Below are 18409 nucleotides of genomic sequence, written 5' to 3'. Positions count from 1 at the left end.
TTAAGTTTCATAACATAAGTATTTTAAAAGGGGAGAATACTATGAAAATCAAATCACCACATCCGATTTATTTAGAAGGTTCAAGAAAAGAAGCGATATTATTACTTCACTCATTTACAGGAACTGTTCGTGATGTAAAACCATTAGCTAAGGCGCTTAATGAAGAAAACTTCACATGCTTTGCACCAAATTATCAGGGACATGGCTTACCTTTAGACCAATTTACTCAATTTACGATTCAGGATTGGTGGAATGATGTATTAGAAGGGTATCAATTTTTAAAAAATAAAGGGTTTGACACTATTTTTGTAACGGGGATCTCACTAGGGGGACTATTTACATTAAAGTTAGCTGAGTTATTTGATGTTTCTAAAATAGCAGTGATGTCTGCACCAAGTGAAAAAGAAGAAAAAAGTATTGCGTGGCGTATGGAACGTTATGGTCAGCGCATGAATCAATTATTGAAATTTGATGAAACTACTTCACAACAACAACTTGGAACAATTCAAGACTATCAACCACATATCGCAGAATTTAAAGCATTTATTGAGATAATTTCTAATGAATTAGAACGTATACATGTTCCCGCTCGTATTTTGTATGGTGGTAATGATGATGCCTTTTATCAAAATAGTGCCCATTATATTTTTAATCATATTGATAGTAATAACAAAGATTTAACATGTCATCCGTTAAGTCGTCATTTAATGACTTATGGAGATGGACATGAAGACGTTATCACTCAAGTTGTAACTTTTTTTAAATCTGAATAAAGGAGTAATAAGATGAAACGTACATTCTTACTTATATATACAACGGTTTCTGGAACTACTTATAAAGAATTTAAAACGTTCCAAGATGGTCCAGACTATGACACATGCATACAGCGTATTATTGATGAATTTGATGAATTGGCCTATTTATTTCTAAAAGATGACTCACAAGTTCATTACATTAATGTTGATCATATCGAAAGTTTGAATATTCAAGAAGTAGATGAAGGTCAATCCATAATATATGATTTTGAAAAATAAATGGAACAGTAAGTTTAAACGATAAGAATAGTTGAGAGATGTCATTTACATCTATTCTTATCTTTTTAATACTCATTTATATGCATATTGCACTATTTAGTCAGACATGTTAGAGTAGAACTTAATCGCACACATGCTTTAACGCGTTAAAGGGAGATAGAAAATGAGTAATCAATCACAATGGAAAACATCAACCGGATTTATTCTAGCAAGTGCTGGTTCTGCTATAGGATTAGGCGCAATGTGGAAGTTTCCATATATGGCTGGCATTTATGGTGGTGGCGCTTTTTTATTTTTATTTTTAATCTTTACTATTTTTGTAGGATTACCGTTACTGATTATGGAATTTACGGTAGGAATAATGGGGCGCACTTATACGACTCGAATTTATAGTAAATTAACAGGAAAAAAATGGTTAAATATTATTGGGTGGAATGGAAATTTAGCTGTTTTTATTTTATTCGGCTTTTATAGTGTTATCGGTGGCTGGATTGTTATATATATTGGGAATGTGTTTTTACAATTATTATCTGTTGAACATACGTCATTAACTCAAATTAAATTTGAAAAAATAATTAGTAACCCGTGGTTAACTGTGTTGGGACAGGGTATTTTTATTCTTTTAACAATGATTATCGTTATGCTAGGTGTAGAAAAAGGTTTAGAGAAAGCTTCTAAAATTATGATGCCCTTATTATTTATTTTTCTAATTATTGTTGTTGCTAAATCATTGACATTAGACGGAGCATTAGAGGGCGTTCGTTATATATTACAACCGAGAATAGAAGATATTTCAGTTAAGGGTGTCTTATTTGCATTAGGTCAATCGTTCTTTACACTATCCTTAGGCACGACAGGTATGATTACATATGCGAGTTATGCGCCTAAGGAAATGACGATTAAATCTTCCGCCATTTCAATTGTTATTATGAATATTTTAGTTTCTGTATTAGCAGGACTTGCAATATTCCCAGCTTTAAAAACATTTGGTTATGCACCTCAAGAAGGACCAGGACTCTTATTTAAAGTGTTACCGTTAGTATTTAATCAAATGGGCTTTGGTATTGTATTTTATTTAATTTTCTTAATTCTATTTTTATTTGCGGCATTAACGTCTTCTATTTCTTTATTGGAATTAAATGTCTCAAATTTCACTAAAAATGATAATACTAAACGAAAAGCTATATCAGTTATTGCAAGTATATTAGTATTTATTATTAGTATCCCAGCAACACTATCATTTAGCAGTTTAAGTGGAATTAAGTTTGGAGCGGGTACAATTTTTGATAATATGGATTTTATCGTATCGAATATCTTGATGCCATTAGGAGCATTAGGAACGACATTAGTTGTAGGTCAATTATTAGATAAACAAGCATTAAAAGAGAGCTTTGGGAAAGATAAATTTAAACTTTTTGTTCCATGGTATATTTTAATTAAATATATGATGCCCGTTATTATTATATTAGTTTTTATTGTTCAATTATTTTAACATTAACAAAAATAAACAGAGTCTAGAATACAAATCGTTGTTCTAGACTCTGTTTAGTATAAAGATAATTTGAATTACATATTTTCAAACGTAACATCTTGTTTATGTAATTCTTTTAATATTTTTTCAGGAATTGAAGAATTATTAATAGTGACATGTTTAAATATACAATCTTTTATTTTTACATTTTCAAAATGACACAAATCCATAGTGACATTTTCAAAAATCACTTTTTTAAACGTGACGTTATCAAATTTTACATTACGTATATTGCTATTTTTAAAAATAGAATGTTCAATCGTTAATGTATTAAAATGATTTTCATCAAATGAGGTAACAGTTAAATTTGATTTACTAATAAGCGTCTTGAAAAAATTTACATTTTCAAAGATACTTTTATCAAAATTACAATTGATCATTTTTGAATTTGAAATAGTGCTTACATTCCTAAAAATACCTTCGCTAAAATCACAATGTTTAAAGTGACTTTTATTTACTTCAATTTCGTCGTACATTGAGTTTCTAAATGTACTATTTTTATAATTTAAATTTTTATAATCATCCTTAGTAAAGACGGATAAAGATAAGTCTGCTTTAGATGTCATCATCGATTCTCCTTTGTACGTTGATTCATCGTAAAATTTAATTCATTTCCAGTAGTTCACTTTTATCATAATATGAGTACTTAAACGCAATAACTAATTACATTTTACATAAAGAATCTAGCTTTTTGCAATAAGATATAAGTTAGCGTATAATTCGTAGCGGTTGAGTAAGAATTAAAATTAAATATTGGAAATGAATATGATTATAGAAAGTAGGTATGTTCAGACATTACATGAGTGTATTGAACGAAAGATATGATTACTTATGATTTAATAGGACAAACGCCACTAGTATTATTAGAAAGTTTTAGCGATGAACATGTACAAATTTATGCGAAGTTAGAACAATTTAATCCTGGTGGAAGTATTAAAGATCGACTAGGGAAATATCTTGTAGAAACTGCGCTAAAAGAAAAACGTATTGTAAAAGGAGATACCATCGTTGAAGCTACAGCTGGTAATACAGGAATTGGATTAGCAATGGCCGCTAATCGTTATCATTTAAAGTGTGTGATTTTTGCCCCAGAAGGATTTTCAGAAGAAAAAATTTCAATTATGCGAGTATTGGGTGCTGAAATCAAACGAACACCTAAAAATAAGGGAATGATTGGTGCACAAAAAGAAGCGCGTCATTATGCTGACAAATACGATGCAGTATATATGAACCAGTTTGAAACTGAACATAATCCAGAAGCCTATACGCATACACTTGGAAAAGAAATTACAGAGGCATTACCACACATTGATTATTTTGTAGCTGGTGCTGGATCTGGAGGAACGTTTACCGGTGTAGCTAAACATTTACAACAATTTAATGTTAAAAATATTATTGTTGAACCTGAAGGCTCAGTCTTGAATGGTGGCAAAGCACATGCTCATGATATTGAAGGTATTGGCTCTGAAAAATGGCCGGTATTTTTAGAAAAATCTATCGTTGATGATATTATTACAGTTAGTGATAATCAAGGATTTGAAAATGTAAAACGATTAGCTAAACAAGAAGGACTACTTGTTGGTAGCTCATCTGGTGCAGCATTACAAGGTGCTTTAGATATTAAACGTCGTATTGATAAAGGTATTATTGTAACAATTTTTCCAGATGGCAGTGATCGTTATATGTCAAAAAAAATATTTGAATACAAAGGAGAATAATAATGAAGAAAAAAACACAAATGATTCATGGTGGACATACGACGGATGATTTTACTGGAGCAGTAACGACACCAATTTATCAAACAAGTACTTATTTGCAAGATGATATTGGTGATTTAAGACAGGGTTATGAATATTCACGTACTGCAAACCCAACACGTGCTTCTATTGAAAGCGTCATTGCGAATTTAGAAAATGGTAAACATGGATTTGCATTTGGTTCAGGTATGGCTGCGATTAGCGCTGTTATAATGTTATTAGATAAAGGTGATCATTTAATTTTAAATTCTGATGTGTATGGTGGAACTTATCGTGCTTTAACAAAAGTCTTTACACGATTTGGTATTGATGTTGATTTCGTTGATACTACAAATATTGAAAACGTAAAAGATTATATTAAACCAGAAACAAAAATGTTATATATCGAAACGCCGTCTAATCCTTTATTACGTGTGACAGATATTCGACGTGCAGCAGAAATTGCGACAGAAAATCAACTCATTTCTGTAGTCGATAACACATTTATGACACCGTACTATCAAAATCCGTTAGATTTTGGAATCGATATTGTATTACATTCAGCAACAAAATATATTGGTGGACACAGTGATGTTGTTGCAGGTTTAGTCGCTACATCTAATGATGAATTAGGTGAACGCTTAGCATTTATTTCTAACTCCACAGGTGGTGTATTAGGACCACAAGATAGTTATTTATTAATTCGAGGAATTAAAACACTAGGGTTACGTATGGAACAAATCAATCGTAACGTAGAAGGTATTGTGAAGATGTTACAAGAACACCCATCAGTACAACAAGTGTTCCATCCTAGTATTGAAAGTCATCTTAATCATGATATTCATATCGCTCAAGCAAGTGGTCATACTGGCGTTGTTGCATTTGAAGTCAAAGATACAGAAGCAGCTAAACAATTAATTCGTGAAACACACTATTTCACCCTTGCTGAAAGCTTAGGTGCGGTGGAAAGCTTAATTTCTGTACCTGCTTTGATGACACATGCATCTATTCCAGCAGATGTGCGTGCTAAAGAAGGAATTACAGATGGTTTAGTTCGATTATCAATCGGTATTGAAGACACTGAAGATTTAGTACAAGATTTAAAACAAGCGATAGATACGCTAAATAAATAGAATATAGTGAAAGTATTAATGCAAGAGTGCAATAGAAATTGAAACGATATTTATTGTACTCTTGTATTTTTATTATGATATTTGGAACTAAAAGAGTAATTCAATACTAAAAATATCTGAAATTTTCAATTTTTTAAAAAACTATATTGACGCATCCTCAACTTTTGCCTATACTTCATATCATACGAATTTAATCAGAATTAGATAAGGGTGAACATAGTGATTGAATTTCAGGGTGTAAATAAAGTATTTCGAAAGAAACGAGAAACCATCCATGCTTTAAAAGATGTTTCTTTTAAAATTGATGCGCGTGATGTGTTTGGTGTGATTGGTTATAGTGGTGCTGGTAAAAGTACACTAGTACGTTTAGTTAACCAATTAGAACAAGCTACAGAGGGCCATGTTATTGTAGATGGACATGATATTAATACATATAGTGAAAAAGAACTTCGCAACGTAAAAAAAGATATAGGAATGATTTTCCAACATTTTAATCTTTTAAATTCTAAAACCGTTTTTAAAAATGTAGCAATGCCATTGATACTGAGTCACAAAAGTAATTCTGAGATTAAAGAGAAAGTTGAAGAAATGCTAGAGTTTGTGGGACTTGCAGATAAGAAAAATCAATTTCCTGATGAGCTTTCCGGAGGACAAAAACAACGTGTTGCAATTGCAAGAGCACTTGTAACAAATCCTAAAATATTATTATGCGATGAAGCGACAAGTGCATTAGACCCTGCGACAACAAGTTCTATTCTTCAATTACTTAAAAATGTGAATGAAACATTTGGGGTTACGATTATGATGATTACTCACGAAATGAGCGTGATTCAAAAAATTTGTAATCGTGTAGCTGTAATGGAACACGGGGAAGTTGTAGAAATTGGTACAGTAAAAGATGTGTTTAGTCATCCAAAAACGAAAACAGCACAAAATTTTGTATCAACAGTTATTAGTACAGAGCCTTCTAAAGCATTACGTGCCTCATTTGAAAGAGCAGATAATCATTATACAGATTACAGACTTTTCTTAGATAAAAAGCAAATTGATTATCCATTAATGAACGAGTTAATACACCAATATGGTTTTAATGTAAATATTCTATTCTCATCTATGTCAGATATTCAAGATGAAACGATTTGTTATTTATGGTTACGCTTTGAACACGATGCACAATTTAGTCGTGACACGGTAGAATCATATTTTAATGAGCGACATATTCAATATGAGGAGGTGCGTTAAATGTTTGGTTCAAGCATAGAGTCATCTCAATTAATGCAAGCATTGTATGAAACACTTTATATGGTAACAGTATCATTAATTATTGGTGCATTGATTGGTATCCCATTAGGTATTTTACTTGTAGTCACTCGAAAACATGGAATCTGGCCTAATGTCGTTATTCACCAAATTCTTAATCCAATTATTAATATTTTAAGATCTATTCCATTCATCATTTTATTAATTGCAATTGTACCTTTTACTAAATTAGTTGCAGGTACGTCAATCGGTACAACAGCTGCAATTGTTCCACTTACAGTATATGTAGCACCATATATTGCGCGTTTAGTAGAAAATTCACTTTTAGAAGTAGAGGATGGCATTATTGAAGCAGCAAAAGCTATGGGAGCATCACCACTTCAAATTATTCGTCATTTTTTATTGCCTGAAGCATTAGGTTCACTTGTACTAGCTATTACTACAGCGATTATTGGTTTAATTGGTAGTACAGCTATGGCCGGTGCTGTAGGTGGCGGTGGTATTGGAGATTTAGCGCTTGTTTATGGTTACCAACGCTTTGATACATTGGTCATTATTATTACAGTTGTCGTTCTAGTTATTATCGTACAAATTATTCAGTCATTAGGTAACTTTATTTCTAGAATAATTCGCAGAAATTAGTTATTTAAATAAATTATTTTAATATTGGGAGGCAGTTTTTAATGAAGAGAATAATCGGTTTATTATTAGCATCTATTATTGTCCTTGCGGCATGTTCAGGCGGAGGAAATAGTAAGAAAGTAACAGTTGGCGTAGCATCAAATGATACTGTTGCTTGGGAAAAAGTAAAAGAATTAGCAAAAAAAGATGATATTGATTTAGAAATTAAGCACTTTTCAGATTATAACGTACCTAATAAAGCATTAAGTGATGGAGATATCGATATGAATGCATTCCAACACTTTGCTTTCTTAAATGAATATAAAAAAGCACATAAAGATGCAAAAATTGAAGCAATTAGTACAACCGTATTAGCACCTTTAGGCATCTATTCTAAAAAAGTAAAAGATATTAAAGATGTTAAAGATGGCGCGCAAGTGATGATTCCAAATGATGTTTCTAACCAAGCGCGTGCTTTAAAATTATTAGAATCAGCAGGACTTATTAAATTAAAAGATAACTTTGGTTTAAGTGGTACAACAAAAGATATTAAAGATAACCCTAAACATTTAAAAATTAAAGAAGTAGATGCTCAACAAACTGCACGTGCATTAGATGATGTTGATATTTCAGTTATCAACAATGGTGTAGCAACGAAAGCAGGCTTAGATGCTAAGAAAGATCCAATTTATTTAGAAAGTTCTACTTCAGATGCAGTTAAACCATACATTAATTTAATTGCCGTTAACTCAAAAGATAAAGATAATAAAACATACAAAAAAATTGTAGATCTATATCATAGTAAAGAAGCACAAGAAGCATTGAAAAAAGACACTAAAGATGGCGAAAAAGCAGTCGATTTATCTCAAAAAGAAATTAAAGACATTGAAGATAGCTTAAAATAGTGAGTTAAAAATTGTAGAATATCAATCGTTGTTTAGTCGTTTAGCATGTATCGTAGGTTAGTGAATTAAAAATACACATATATCAAGCTTTTTTCGACTCTTGGAGTGGGACAGCTAATTCAAACATGAATTCTGTCTCGCTCTTTTTTTATATCATTTTCAATAGTATCATAAATTTTTGATTAAATATAATCACATTAAAAAAATCCTTATTTGCGTTATGCAATAATTAGACTAAAGAAATTGATTTTTATAAAGTTTTAAATTTATAAGTATCGTACTAAAATTTCATCATTATGTAATCAAATTGAAATGGAATATTATGATGAAATATATTAATTTATATAAGTAGACTACTTGAGTAGAAAAAATTAAAGTTAAAGCACTAGAATTAACGTAATAAAACTAAGCGTTAATACAACAATTGTCATGAGGACATGTCAAAGATAAGCATAAAATTAAGGAGGCGCTTATTTATGAATAAAAAAGTTCTTGCAACAGCAATTATTGGAACTGGGGCATTTAGTACAATATTTGCACATCAAGCAGAAGCAGCAACAACTCACACCGTAAAAAGTGGAGAATCATTATGGTCTATTTCAAATCGCTATGGTATAACAATAGCTAAATTAAAATCATTAAATGGTTTGACATCAAATCTTATTTTTCCAAATCAAGTATTAACTGTTTCAGGCTCTAGTTCATCCCATTCTTATAGTAATAACTCAAGCAGTACATATACAGTAAAAAGTGGAGATAGTTTATCATCAATTGCTAGTCGCTATGGTACAACGTACCGCCATATTATGGAATTAAATGGACTTCATAGCTTTTTAATTTTTCCAGGTCAAACATTAAAAGTTTCAGGGACAGCACGTTCGAGTAGCCACACACAAAGTAGCTCAAATTCATCTAGTTCTTCAAGCTACTATACTGTGCGTTACGGTGATTCATTATCGGGCATCGCTTGGAAATATAATACGACATATCAAAATATTATGCGTTTAAATGGGTTAAATAATTTCTTTATTTACCCAGGTCAAACATTACGCGTAAGCGGCACAGCATCATCAAGTAGTAATACAAATAGTACAAGTTCATCATCAAATTATTATTATCATACACCGATTTTTAATCATAGAAATTTATATGATTGGGGTCAATGTACATGGCATGTCTTTAATCGTCGTGCTCAAATCGGTAAAGGTATTAGTACATATTGGTGGAATGCAAATAACTGGGATAATGCAGCTGCAAGAGATGGCTATAGAATTGATTATCATCCTACTGTAGGATCAATTGCTCAATCAGATGCTGGCTACTATGGTCATGTTGCATTTGTAGAACGCGTCAATAGTAATGGAAGTATTTTAGTATCTGAAATGAACTTTAGTGCAGGTCCAGGAATTTTAACATATCGTACAATTCCAGCCTATCAAGTTAGACAATATAAATTTATTCATTAGTAAAAAAATGAAGGAAATGGGACAGAATTCATTTTGAATCCGTCGTCCTACCTTGGCAACGTATCCCTAATTTGCGTTGGACATAGACTTTCTTATTGAAAGTCTTTATGTTGGGAATCCGGGACTAGAATTGAAAAAAGCTTGATACAAGCGTATTTTTACTTCAGTCATCGACTGCCAATATATTAAAAATGCCTAAGACAATTCATTATGTCTTAGGCTCGTTTTTTTATTCGAAATGATAATCTTCTTTCACTTTTCTAAAGCTTGAAGCTAAGCGTGTCACATTAACAATAAATGAGATAAATGATGTGAATTTACGGAATTTACGTGGTGATCTCATAGAAACTATAAAATCGAACACAGTACCCGCTGTGCTAAGTGCTAGTGATAGATAAACTAAATTTTTATTTTTTGCACTATATTTAAGTCCATTATATCCATCCACAATAAATCCTGCTGTACTTACTAAACTAGATAAGCGTGAAAGTTTTGATTGTTTTGCCATCATACAAGACCTCCATAAAAATAAAAAACAAATCTGAATGTTATACCACTCATTAAGAATTTGTCCCAATGTTTGTTTTAATGTATGTTAATATCATACTAAATTAAATTATTTTTTTGAAGTGAGAATATTTTAATAAGGATGAATAGAATGATTAAATGTGTATGTTTAGTGGAAGAAACAGAGGACCAAATTTTACTGGTACAAGTGCGTCACAGAGAAAAATATTATTTTCCTGGTGGGAAAATTGATGAAGGTGAAACGCTCTTAGAAGCTATTCAAAGAGAAATTGAAGAAGAACTACAACTTCATTTTTCTCAAGATGATTTTACATATATTGGAAAAGTGATTGGTGAAGCCTATCCTCAACCAAATACTTTGACCGAATTAAATGGATTTAAGGTTAATCGAAGTATTAATTGGAATGAAGTTCAAATTGATAATGAAGTTACTGATATTCGTTGGTTCAATAAATTTGATACACAATATATCGCACCAGCTGTAATTAAGTGGATTGAAACATTTTCAACATAAGTATTGAATAAATAAAACAGTGACATTTGATGCTTTCAATCATTAAATGCCACTGTTTGGTCTTTACTATTTTATATCTTCGTTTAAGGATGAAGTAGTAATGTGGTGATCTGTTTGTTTAAGTTGATGATATTTAATCAACCGAGCACTAACCCAAGCCGTGATAGGAATACTTAACGCGACTGCAATGCCACCTAATAAGATTGAGATAAACTCTTGAGCAAAAATTTTAGAATTTAAAATATGCCCAAATGAATAATGAAGTTGAAAAAACCAAAAGAATAATGTTAATTGTCCACCAAAATAAGCTAAATAAATTGTATTAGCGGAAGTAGCAAGAATTTCTCTGCCCACACGCATACCAGATTGAAATAATTCTTTACGAGAAAGATTAGGATTGGTTTCATTCAACTCATACATTGGTGAACTTATTGTAATCGTTAAATCTATTACAGCAGCGATGACAGCCAACATAATAGTAAAAACAGAGAATTGTAGCATATTTATATCAATATTCATTGAAAATATATAGGTTTCATCTTGTTGTTCTGTAGCAAAACCTTGTAGATGACCAAATTTTACAGATAAATAGACGCCTATGATAAGAAGCACTGTTGTTACTATCGTTCCGATAAATGCGGCTTGTGTTTTGATATTGTAACTATTTAAAATAAAAAGGTTACAAGCAGCAATCACAAGACAAAAAGTAAAGGCTATTAGGTAGATTGGCATGCCAAACAGAATGAAAACAATACTAATAATAAGAATAATAAAATTTAAAAATAAAGTGAGATAGGAAATGAGTCCTTTTTTACCGCCAAGCAAAACCATTAAAATAAAAAGTAATAGTGCGAGTAAAAAAATTGTAGTCATCGACTTACTCCTTTCCACTTAAATATAGTGACCATAAGTCCTATGGTTATAGGAATGGTCAATACAATACCGATACCACCAGTCAGTGCACGTGTCATTTCTAGAGACCAGTTCATAGATATTGTGTAAGTAAATGTATTCGCATTTTTTAAGTAAATTAATACCATAGCTAGACTACCTGATAAATATGAAAATAATAAGATATTGGTCATGGTACCCATAATATCTTGGCCAATATGACGTCCAGCTAAAGCCCAACGAGCCATTGAAATGTGAGGCGTACGCTGGAGAATTTCGTACATTCCACTAGAAATTGTAATGGCTACATCCATCACCGCTCCTAATGTTCCTATAAGAACAGAAGACATAAAGACATCTTTTGGAGGTAGCGTTAAAAAACTCATTGTTTCATATTTGATGCCATTACCACCTGTAAACTGAATTAATAATTCAGTAATCCCTACACATAAAAACGTTCCAGATAAAGTAGCAACTATCGTAACCCAAGTTCGTTTTTGCCACCCAGTTACTAATACTAATGTAAGAATAGTTGATAAAATAATGGCTATACTCATTAATAAAAATAAATTTGTACCTGAAAAAGTATTATGAATGCCTATGGAAACAATAATAAACGCAGTGTTAAATAGTAGAGATAGAATTGATTGTAACCCTACATTTTTGCCTACAATTAAAAGTGTCACGATAAATATGCCTACAATCGCCACAGTAAGGCCATCGCGTTTTTTTTCTAGAATGGTAGCGTCAGATGGACCTTTTTGTATATGTAATAATACTTTTTCGTTTTTAGCAAATTGCTCTGAATCTGCTTGAGATTTTACAAAATGATTATTAACAGTTGTGATCTCGTTTTTATACTTACCGTTTAGAATGCGTATAGTTAATCGTTGATTATATTTTGTGTCAGTATTATGATGCTCGTCTGTGACTTTTTGACCATGACTTGTTTCGATATTTGTGATTTTACCAATAGGTATTTGATAAAATGAAGCATTAAAAAATGTAAAAATAAATAATCCAATCATTATGAAAGTAACAATAATAATTAGACGATGAGTGTTTTTAATTTTAGAAACATGAAGTGTCTTTATATTCATTAAACCTAAACCTCTTTTTAATTATATAATTTACCCCTTTATTGCAATAAAGTAAATATATGCGTGTTCAAAATGATATTCAATCACATGTTATGTGTTAGTGTTCGTTACAAGACCTAGTGATATGTTGAAACTTTATTTAGCAATGTTTGAATGAGATGAAATAGATTAAAGATATCTACTTTTTTATTGTCTTTTTTAAATACCACACAAAATGAACGTTTTAATTCTGTATGTGATAAAGAGATATCCTCTAATTGTTCAGATGAATGATCCAACGATATATAATCAGGTAAGAGTAGATGGCCACGACGTTGTTTTAATAGATACTTACCAAGAGACTTTGTACCTAGTGTATATATAGGTACTTTAATTACAGATTCTAATCGTTTTTTAATAGAATCAGGAAAATCGTGAAGTGTATATAAAGGATTTTTTTCAAATTGTTTAAGTTGTGTTAAGGGCGGATTAAATGATAAGGCAATAGCATCGTCTTTAGGTACGTATAAATGATATGTTTCTTCATATAAAGACGTAATTGAAAGAGTTGAGTTTGCTTGTAGTTCAGGTGTATTCTCAACAATAGCTATATCAATTTTTCCTGAATTTAAATAGTCTACTATCTGAGTATGATTCATTAAACTAGGTATAATGTGACTATCATATTCTCTTTCAAACGTTTGAATAATAGGTGTAATCATATGAGAAGCATAACTTTCTTCAAAACCTAAATTGATATGATGAGCGTTTTTAAGTTGTTCTTGTTGAAAAAGTGCAACTGTTTCATCAAGTTGTTCTAGTATGTGAGTTGCTTGTGTTAGTAACGCTTTACCGTGCGAAGTAAGATATATATTGCGACCTTGTCTATCAAATAATGGGACTTGTAATTCTTTTTCAAGTAAATTGATTTGGCGACTAATTGCAGATTGAGCAATATTAAGTTCCAATGCAGCCTCAGAAATATGTTCACGGCGAGCCACTTCAACAAAGTATCGTAATTGTTTAATTTCCATATTTTACCTCCTTAATCTAAGTATATCGTAAATATTCTAATTATTAGAATGATATCATCTATTTAATATATTGTTCAGATAAATATTTTACATTATATTAATTGTTATTAACAGTAAATTTTCTGAAAATTCTCAAAAGGAGTGGGCATCGTGTTTAAAGATAGACTAAAAAGAGGATTATATGATTACCGTGAGGAACATGATGCATGTGGAATCGGTTTTTATGCCAATATGGATAATTTAAGATCTCACGATATTATTGAAAAGTCATTAGAAATGTTGCGTAGATTAGACCATCGAGGCGGTATTGGAGCTGATGGTATTACTGGTGATGGCGCAGGAATTATGACAGAAATTCCCTTCGAATTTTTTAAAAAACATACTCATTTCGACTTACCTAATGAAGGTGAATATGCGGTAGGTCTTTTTTTCTCTAATCAAAAAGTTTCAGGTACACAGCATGAAACTGTATTTAACCAATACTTTAACGATGAAGGATTGAAAGTAATTAGTTATAGAGATGTACCTGTAGATACACAAGCATTAGCAGAACATGTTGCTTCTACAATGCCTTATGTACAACAAGTGTTTGTAGATTTAAACCAACATGAAACGCCTGTTAAACAGCTTTATTTAGCACGTAAACAAATTGAACAATATGCAGAACGCGAACATTTAGATTTATATTTTACAAGTTTATCTCATAAAACGATTGTCTATAAAGGTTGGTTACGTTCAGATCAAATCAAGACGTTATACCTAGACTTAAACAATGAGGATTATCAATCAAAATTAGGACTTGTTCATTCTAGATTTAGTACGAATACATTCCCTAGTTGGAAACGTGCACATCCTAACCGACTTCTTATGCATAACGGAGAAATTAATACGATTAAAGGTAATGTTAACTGGATGCGTGCTCGTCAACGTCAACTTATTAATACTTTATTTGGTAAGGAAAGTGAAAAAATTCAAAATATTGTTGATGAAGACGGAAGCGACTCAGCTATTGTAGATAACGCGTTGGAGTTTTTAAGTTTAGCAATGGAGCCTGAAGAAGCGGCGATGTTACTTATACCAGAGCCATGGTTATATAATAAATCCAATGATGAACATGTACGTGCATTTTATGAATTTTATAGCTATCTAATGGAACCTTGGGATGGCCCAACAATGATTTCATTCTGTAATGGCGATAAAATTGGCGCATTAACGGATCGAAATGGATTACGACCAGGACGCTATACAATCACTAAAGATAATTTTATTGTTTTCTCATCTGAAGTGGGTGTGATTGATGTTCCAGAAGAAAACGTTGCTTTTAAAGGACAATTGAATCCTGGGAAATTATTGCTCGTTGATTTTAACTCTAATAAAGTCATCGAAAATAACGAACTTAAAACTCATATTGCACATAAATATCCTTATAAAGATTGGATTGATCAATACAAGATTGATTTAGAATTAGACAAAGTTCAATATCAACGTCAATTATTAGATGAAGCAACACTGTTTAAAGTACAAAAGCAGTTTGGCTACACTAAGGAAGATATTCATAAATATATGACAGATCTTTTGATAGGAAAAAAAGATCCTATTGGTGCCATGGGGTATGATGCGCCGCTCGCAGTACTAAATGAACGACCAGAATCATTATTTAACTATTTTAAACAACTATTTGCTCAAGTAACGAATCCACCTATCGATGCTTATCGTGAAAAAATTGTAACAAGTGAGTTATCTTATCTAGGTAGTGAAGGAAATTTACTTCATCCAGAACCGAATGTCTTAAATCGTATACAGCTTACTAAACCAGTTCTTACATTAAATCAATTAGATAAAATTGAACAAAGTAAGTTTAACGTGAAACATTTATCGACCCTGTATCAAGATATTTCACTCGAAGAAGCTTTAAATCATATAGGGGAAGAAGCGGTTCAATCTACAAAAGAAGGTTACACAATTTTAGTGTTAGATGATAGCGCACTTATCAATACAACTCAATCGTTGCATTATGCTATGCCGATGTTATTAGCTGTAAGTCATATTCATCAATTACTTATTAAAGAAGATTTACGTATGAGTACAAGTATTGTTGCTTTATCAGGTGAAACACGTGAAGTGCATCATGTTGCTTGTTTACTTGGATATGGTGCTAATGCAGTCATTCCCTACTTAGCACAACAAACGATTGCTCATTTAACTGATAGTCATCATCTTGAAGGTTCGATTTCTGAAAATGTTGAAACATATACAAATGTTTTATCAGAAGGCGTTATTAAAGTTATGGCTAAAATGGGTATTTCTACCGTTCAAAGTTATCAAGGCGCACAAATATTTGAAGCAGTAGGCTTATCTCAAAATGTGATTGACACTTACTTTACAGGAACACAATCTAAATTATCAGGATTAAGTATTGAACAAATTGATGAAGAAAATAGAAAACGTCAAAGTAATGAAGAAGAATATCTAGCTTCTGGTAGTAACTTCCAATGGCGTCAACAAGGACAACATCATGTATTTAATCCAACCACGATTCATTTATTACAACATGCCTGTCGTGAAAATGATTACGAGCAATTTAAAACATTTACTAATGCTGTCCATGAAAATAGACACGACCATTTACGTGATTTACTAGAATTTAAATCTCAATCATCAATTCCTATTGAGCAAGTAGAATCTGTAGAATCGATTGTAAAACGTTTTAACACAGGTGCTATGAGCTATGGTTCTATTTCTGAGGAAGCACATCAAACTTTAGCAAAAGCGATGAATAAATTAGGAGGAAAAAGCAATAGCGGTGAAGGAGGGGAAAATCCTAAACGATATGTCATTCAAGAAGATGGCAGTTATTTATCAAGTGCGATTAAACAAGTTGCATCAGGACGATTTGGTGTAACTAGTGAGTATTTACAACACGCTAAAGAATTACAAATTAAAGTGGCTCAGGGTGCAAAACCTGGTGAAGGTGGACAACTTCCTGGCACTAAAGTATATCCATGGATTGCTGAAACACGTGGATCTACACCAGGTATTGGGCTTATTTCTCCACCACCACACCATGATATTTATTCAATTGAAGATTTAGCGCAATTGATTCACGATTTGAAAAATGCAAATAAAGATGCTGATATTGCTGTTAAACTTGTATCTAAAACAGGTATAGGAACGATCGCTTCAGGGGTAGCTAAAGCATTTGCAGATAAAATTGTAGTCAGTGGTTATGACGGTGGTACGGGTGCATCTCCTAAAACAAGTATTCAACATGCCGGATTACCATGGGAGCTTGGTTTAGCAGAAACACATCAAACATTAAAGTTAAATGATTTACGTAGCCGTGTACGTTTAGAAACAGACGGTAAGTTATTAACAGGTAGAGATGTAGCATTAGCGTGTGCATTAGGAGCAGAAGAATTTGGTTTTGCAACTGCACCTCTTGTTGTTCTCGGATGTATTATGATGAGAGTGTGTCATAATGATACTTGTCCAGTAGGAATAGCAACGCAAAATAAAGATTTACGTGCGCTTTATAGAGGTAAAGCGGATCATGTTGTCAATTTTATGCATTTCGTCGCTGAAGAATTAAAAGAAGTTCTCGCGGAACTTGGCTTGAAAACAGTCGAAGAACTAGTAGGACGTACTGACTTATTACAACGTTCTCGTCATATTAATCCTAAATCTAAAGCTGCATCACTTGATATTGAGAAATTACTTCATGCAGTTGATGGACCGAACACAAAAGAAATAGCTCAAAATCATCATTTAGATATTGGGTTCGATTTAAATTATTTATATAAAGAGGCAAAACAAAGTATTGAAAATGGTGAAACATTCAAAGGACAATATACAATTAATAATACTCAACGAAATGTTGGTGTAATTACGGGTAGTTATATTACGAAGCAATATGGTAGTAAAGGTTTACCTGAAGAAACGATTATTGCAGAAACGATGGGCCATGCCGGTCAAAGTTTAGGTGCATTTGCTCCTAAAGGACTATTAATACATCATACTGGAGATGCTAATGATTATGTAGGTAAAGGGTTATCTGGTGGAACAGTCGTTGTGAAAGCACCAAAGCATGCTCGTGAAAATGAAATTATTGCAGGTAATGTATGCTTCTATGGAGCCTCTAGTGGTAAAGCCTATATTAATGGTAGTGCTGGAGAACGTTTCTGTATTCGTAATAGTGGTGTTGATGTAGTTGTTGAAGGAATTGGAGATCATGGTTTGGAATATATGACAGGTGGACATGTTGTTATACTTGGTGATGTTGGCAAAAACTTTGGCCAAGGTATGAGTGGTGGAGTATGTTATATCTTCCCAAGTGATATCGAAGCATTTAAAAAAGCGAACCAACTTCCAACATTAGCATTTAAACGCGTGCAACATGATGAAGAAAAGCAGTTACTTAAATCAATGTTAGAAGAACATTATCGTTATACAGAAAGTACAAAAGCTAAAGATATCTTAAATCAATTTGAGAATGTCACTGAACATGTCATAAAAGTAATTCCAAAAGATTATGAATTAATGATGCAAAAAATCGAGTTACAACATCGTCATTTATCAGAAGATAACGAAGCAAAATTAGCTGCATTTTATGATCATCGCACATCGATTGAAAAAGACTTGCAACCAGCTGTGATTTATTAAAGAAAGGAAGGAAAAGTT

The 18409-nt window shown here is 32.0% G+C and carries 16 protein-coding genes; 11 read left to right on the top strand and 5 right to left on the bottom strand.

Annotated features, from left to right (window positions below; all coding sequences use genetic code 11):
• The first annotated feature begins 41 nt into the window (after positions 1–41).
• From MHI13_RS10840 to MHI13_RS10830, 3 genes are all read left to right on the top strand, one after another.
• Positions 42–773, top strand: coding sequence for an alpha/beta hydrolase (locus MHI13_RS10840; protein WP_017175188.1), 732 nt, complete (start codon positions 42–44; stop codon positions 771–773).
• Positions 774–785: 12 nt separating this feature from the next.
• Entirely contained in the window at positions 786–1034 is a 249-nt protein-coding gene (locus MHI13_RS10835) for a hypothetical protein (protein ID WP_017175189.1), read from the top strand.
• 163 nt (positions 1035–1197) lie between these two features.
• Positions 1198–2526 (top strand): sodium-dependent transporter, encoded by a 1329-nt coding sequence (locus MHI13_RS10830; RefSeq protein WP_054105590.1) that lies wholly within the window; start codon positions 1198–1200, stop codon positions 2524–2526.
• A 74-nt stretch (positions 2527–2600) separates the two neighbouring features.
• Here the strand turns inward: MHI13_RS10830 and MHI13_RS10825 are convergent, their stop codons facing one another.
• Positions 2601–3131, bottom strand: coding sequence for a pentapeptide repeat-containing protein (locus tag MHI13_RS10825; protein ID WP_017175191.1), 531 nt, complete (start codon positions 3129–3131; stop codon positions 2601–2603).
• Positions 3132–3386: 255 nt separating this feature from the next.
• Here MHI13_RS10825 and MHI13_RS10820 point away from each other — a divergent pair, with 255 nt between their 5' ends.
• The 6 genes from MHI13_RS10820 to MHI13_RS10795 all read left to right on the top strand — a co-directional run bounded on the left by MHI13_RS10820 (position 3387) and on the right by MHI13_RS10795 (position 9686).
• Positions 3387–4283, top strand: coding sequence for a PLP-dependent cysteine synthase family protein (locus tag MHI13_RS10820; protein ID WP_017175192.1), 897 nt, complete (start codon positions 3387–3389; stop codon positions 4281–4283).
• Positions 4284–4285: 2 nt separating this feature from the next.
• Positions 4286–5434 (top strand): bifunctional cystathionine gamma-lyase/homocysteine desulfhydrase, encoded by a 1149-nt coding sequence (locus MHI13_RS10815; protein WP_049379445.1) that lies wholly within the window; start codon positions 4286–4288, stop codon positions 5432–5434.
• 219 nt (positions 5435–5653) lie between these two features.
• The gene (locus MHI13_RS10810; protein WP_054105589.1) at positions 5654–6676 is read left to right on the top strand and encodes a methionine ABC transporter ATP-binding protein; all 1023 of its coding nucleotides are present in this window, start codon (positions 5654–5656) and stop codon (positions 6674–6676) included.
• Positions 6677–7336 carry a methionine ABC transporter permease gene (locus tag MHI13_RS10805; protein WP_054105588.1) on the top strand — a complete coding sequence of 220 codons (660 nt, stop codon included), beginning with the start codon at positions 6677–6679 and terminating at the stop codon, positions 7334–7336.
• Between the two features lie 41 nt (positions 7337–7377).
• Positions 7378–8220 carry a dipeptide ABC transporter glycylmethionine-binding lipoprotein gene (gmpC, locus tag MHI13_RS10800; RefSeq protein WP_054105587.1) on the top strand — a complete coding sequence of 281 codons (843 nt, stop codon included), beginning with the start codon at positions 7378–7380 and terminating at the stop codon, positions 8218–8220.
• Between the two features lie 476 nt (positions 8221–8696).
• On the top strand, positions 8697–9686 hold the full coding sequence (locus tag MHI13_RS10795; RefSeq protein ID WP_049379447.1) for a LysM peptidoglycan-binding domain-containing protein: 990 nt from the start codon (positions 8697–8699) through the stop codon (positions 9684–9686).
• 229 nt (positions 9687–9915) lie between these two features.
• On the opposite strand, the gene MHI13_RS10790 is transcribed toward MHI13_RS10795, so the two are convergent.
• Positions 9916–10194: a hypothetical protein gene (locus tag MHI13_RS10790; RefSeq protein WP_048762529.1), complete on the bottom strand. Its 279-nt coding sequence runs from the start codon at positions 10192–10194 to the stop codon at positions 9916–9918.
• A 150-nt stretch (positions 10195–10344) separates the two neighbouring features.
• Here MHI13_RS10790 and MHI13_RS10785 point away from each other — a divergent pair, with 150 nt between their 5' ends.
• A complete protein-coding gene (locus MHI13_RS10785) occupies positions 10345–10728 on the top strand; it encodes an NUDIX hydrolase (protein ID WP_017175197.1) in 384 nt (127 codons plus the stop codon).
• A gap of 66 nt (positions 10729–10794) precedes the next feature.
• Here the strand turns inward: MHI13_RS10785 and MHI13_RS10780 are convergent, their stop codons facing one another.
• The 3 genes from MHI13_RS10780 to gltC all read right to left on the bottom strand — a co-directional run bounded on the left by MHI13_RS10780 (position 10795) and on the right by gltC (position 13732).
• Positions 10795–11601: a YibE/F family protein gene (locus tag MHI13_RS10780; protein WP_049379448.1), complete on the bottom strand. Its 807-nt coding sequence runs from the start codon at positions 11599–11601 to the stop codon at positions 10795–10797.
• Entirely contained in the window at positions 11598–12719 is a 1122-nt protein-coding gene (locus MHI13_RS10775; protein WP_049379449.1) for a YibE/F family protein, read from the bottom strand. Before MHI13_RS10775 ends, MHI13_RS10780 begins: the two co-directional genes overlap by 4 nt.
• 116 nt (positions 12720–12835) lie before the next feature.
• Positions 12836–13732, bottom strand: coding sequence for a glutamate biosynthesis transcriptional regulator GltC (gene gltC, locus MHI13_RS10770; RefSeq protein WP_054105586.1), 897 nt, complete (start codon positions 13730–13732; stop codon positions 12836–12838).
• A gap of 150 nt (positions 13733–13882) precedes the next feature.
• Here gltC and gltB point away from each other — a divergent pair, with 150 nt between their 5' ends.
• A complete protein-coding gene (gene gltB / locus MHI13_RS10765) occupies positions 13883–18391 on the top strand; it encodes a glutamate synthase large subunit (RefSeq protein ID WP_070547804.1) in 4509 nt (1502 codons plus the stop codon).
• Positions 18392–18409: the final 18 nt, after the last annotated feature.

Source organism: Staphylococcus sp. FSL K6-0223, from assembly GCF_038008285.1.
This window is presented reverse-complemented; position numbering and strand designations above follow the sequence as displayed.

What these genes read in the sequence shown, in the direction of transcription:
- MHI13_RS10775 (WP_049379449.1), bottom strand. Translation starts at nt 12,719, where the DNA reads ATGAATATAAAGACACTTCATGTTTCTAAAATTAAAAACACTCATCGT.
- MHI13_RS10785 (WP_017175197.1), top strand. Translation starts at nt 10,345, where the DNA reads ATGATTAAATGTGTATGTTTAGTGGAAGAAACAGAGGACCAAATTTTA.
- MHI13_RS10830 (WP_054105590.1), top strand. Translation starts at nt 1,198, where the DNA reads ATGAGTAATCAATCACAATGGAAAACATCAACCGGATTTATTCTAGCA.
- MHI13_RS10815 (WP_049379445.1), top strand. Translation starts at nt 4,286, where the DNA reads ATGAAGAAAAAAACACAAATGATTCATGGTGGACATACGACGGATGAT.
- MHI13_RS10835 (WP_017175189.1), top strand. Translation starts at nt 786, where the DNA reads ATGAAACGTACATTCTTACTTATATATACAACGGTTTCTGGAACTACT.
- MHI13_RS10805 (WP_054105588.1), top strand. Translation starts at nt 6,677, where the DNA reads ATGTTTGGTTCAAGCATAGAGTCATCTCAATTAATGCAAGCATTGTAT.
- MHI13_RS10790 (WP_048762529.1), bottom strand. Translation starts at nt 10,194, where the DNA reads ATGGCAAAACAATCAAAACTTTCACGCTTATCTAGTTTAGTAAGTACA.
- MHI13_RS10825 (WP_017175191.1), bottom strand. Translation starts at nt 3,131, where the DNA reads ATGACATCTAAAGCAGACTTATCTTTATCCGTCTTTACTAAGGATGAT.
- MHI13_RS10780 (WP_049379448.1), bottom strand. Translation starts at nt 11,601, where the DNA reads ATGACTACAATTTTTTTACTCGCACTATTACTTTTTATTTTAATGGTT.
- MHI13_RS10795 (WP_049379447.1), top strand. Translation starts at nt 8,697, where the DNA reads ATGAATAAAAAAGTTCTTGCAACAGCAATTATTGGAACTGGGGCATTT.
- gltC (WP_054105586.1), bottom strand. Translation starts at nt 13,732, where the DNA reads ATGGAAATTAAACAATTACGATACTTTGTTGAAGTGGCTCGCCGTGAA.
- gmpC (WP_054105587.1), top strand. Translation starts at nt 7,378, where the DNA reads ATGAAGAGAATAATCGGTTTATTATTAGCATCTATTATTGTCCTTGCG.
- MHI13_RS10840 (WP_017175188.1), top strand. Translation starts at nt 42, where the DNA reads ATGAAAATCAAATCACCACATCCGATTTATTTAGAAGGTTCAAGAAAA.
- MHI13_RS10820 (WP_017175192.1), top strand. Translation starts at nt 3,387, where the DNA reads ATGATTACTTATGATTTAATAGGACAAACGCCACTAGTATTATTAGAA.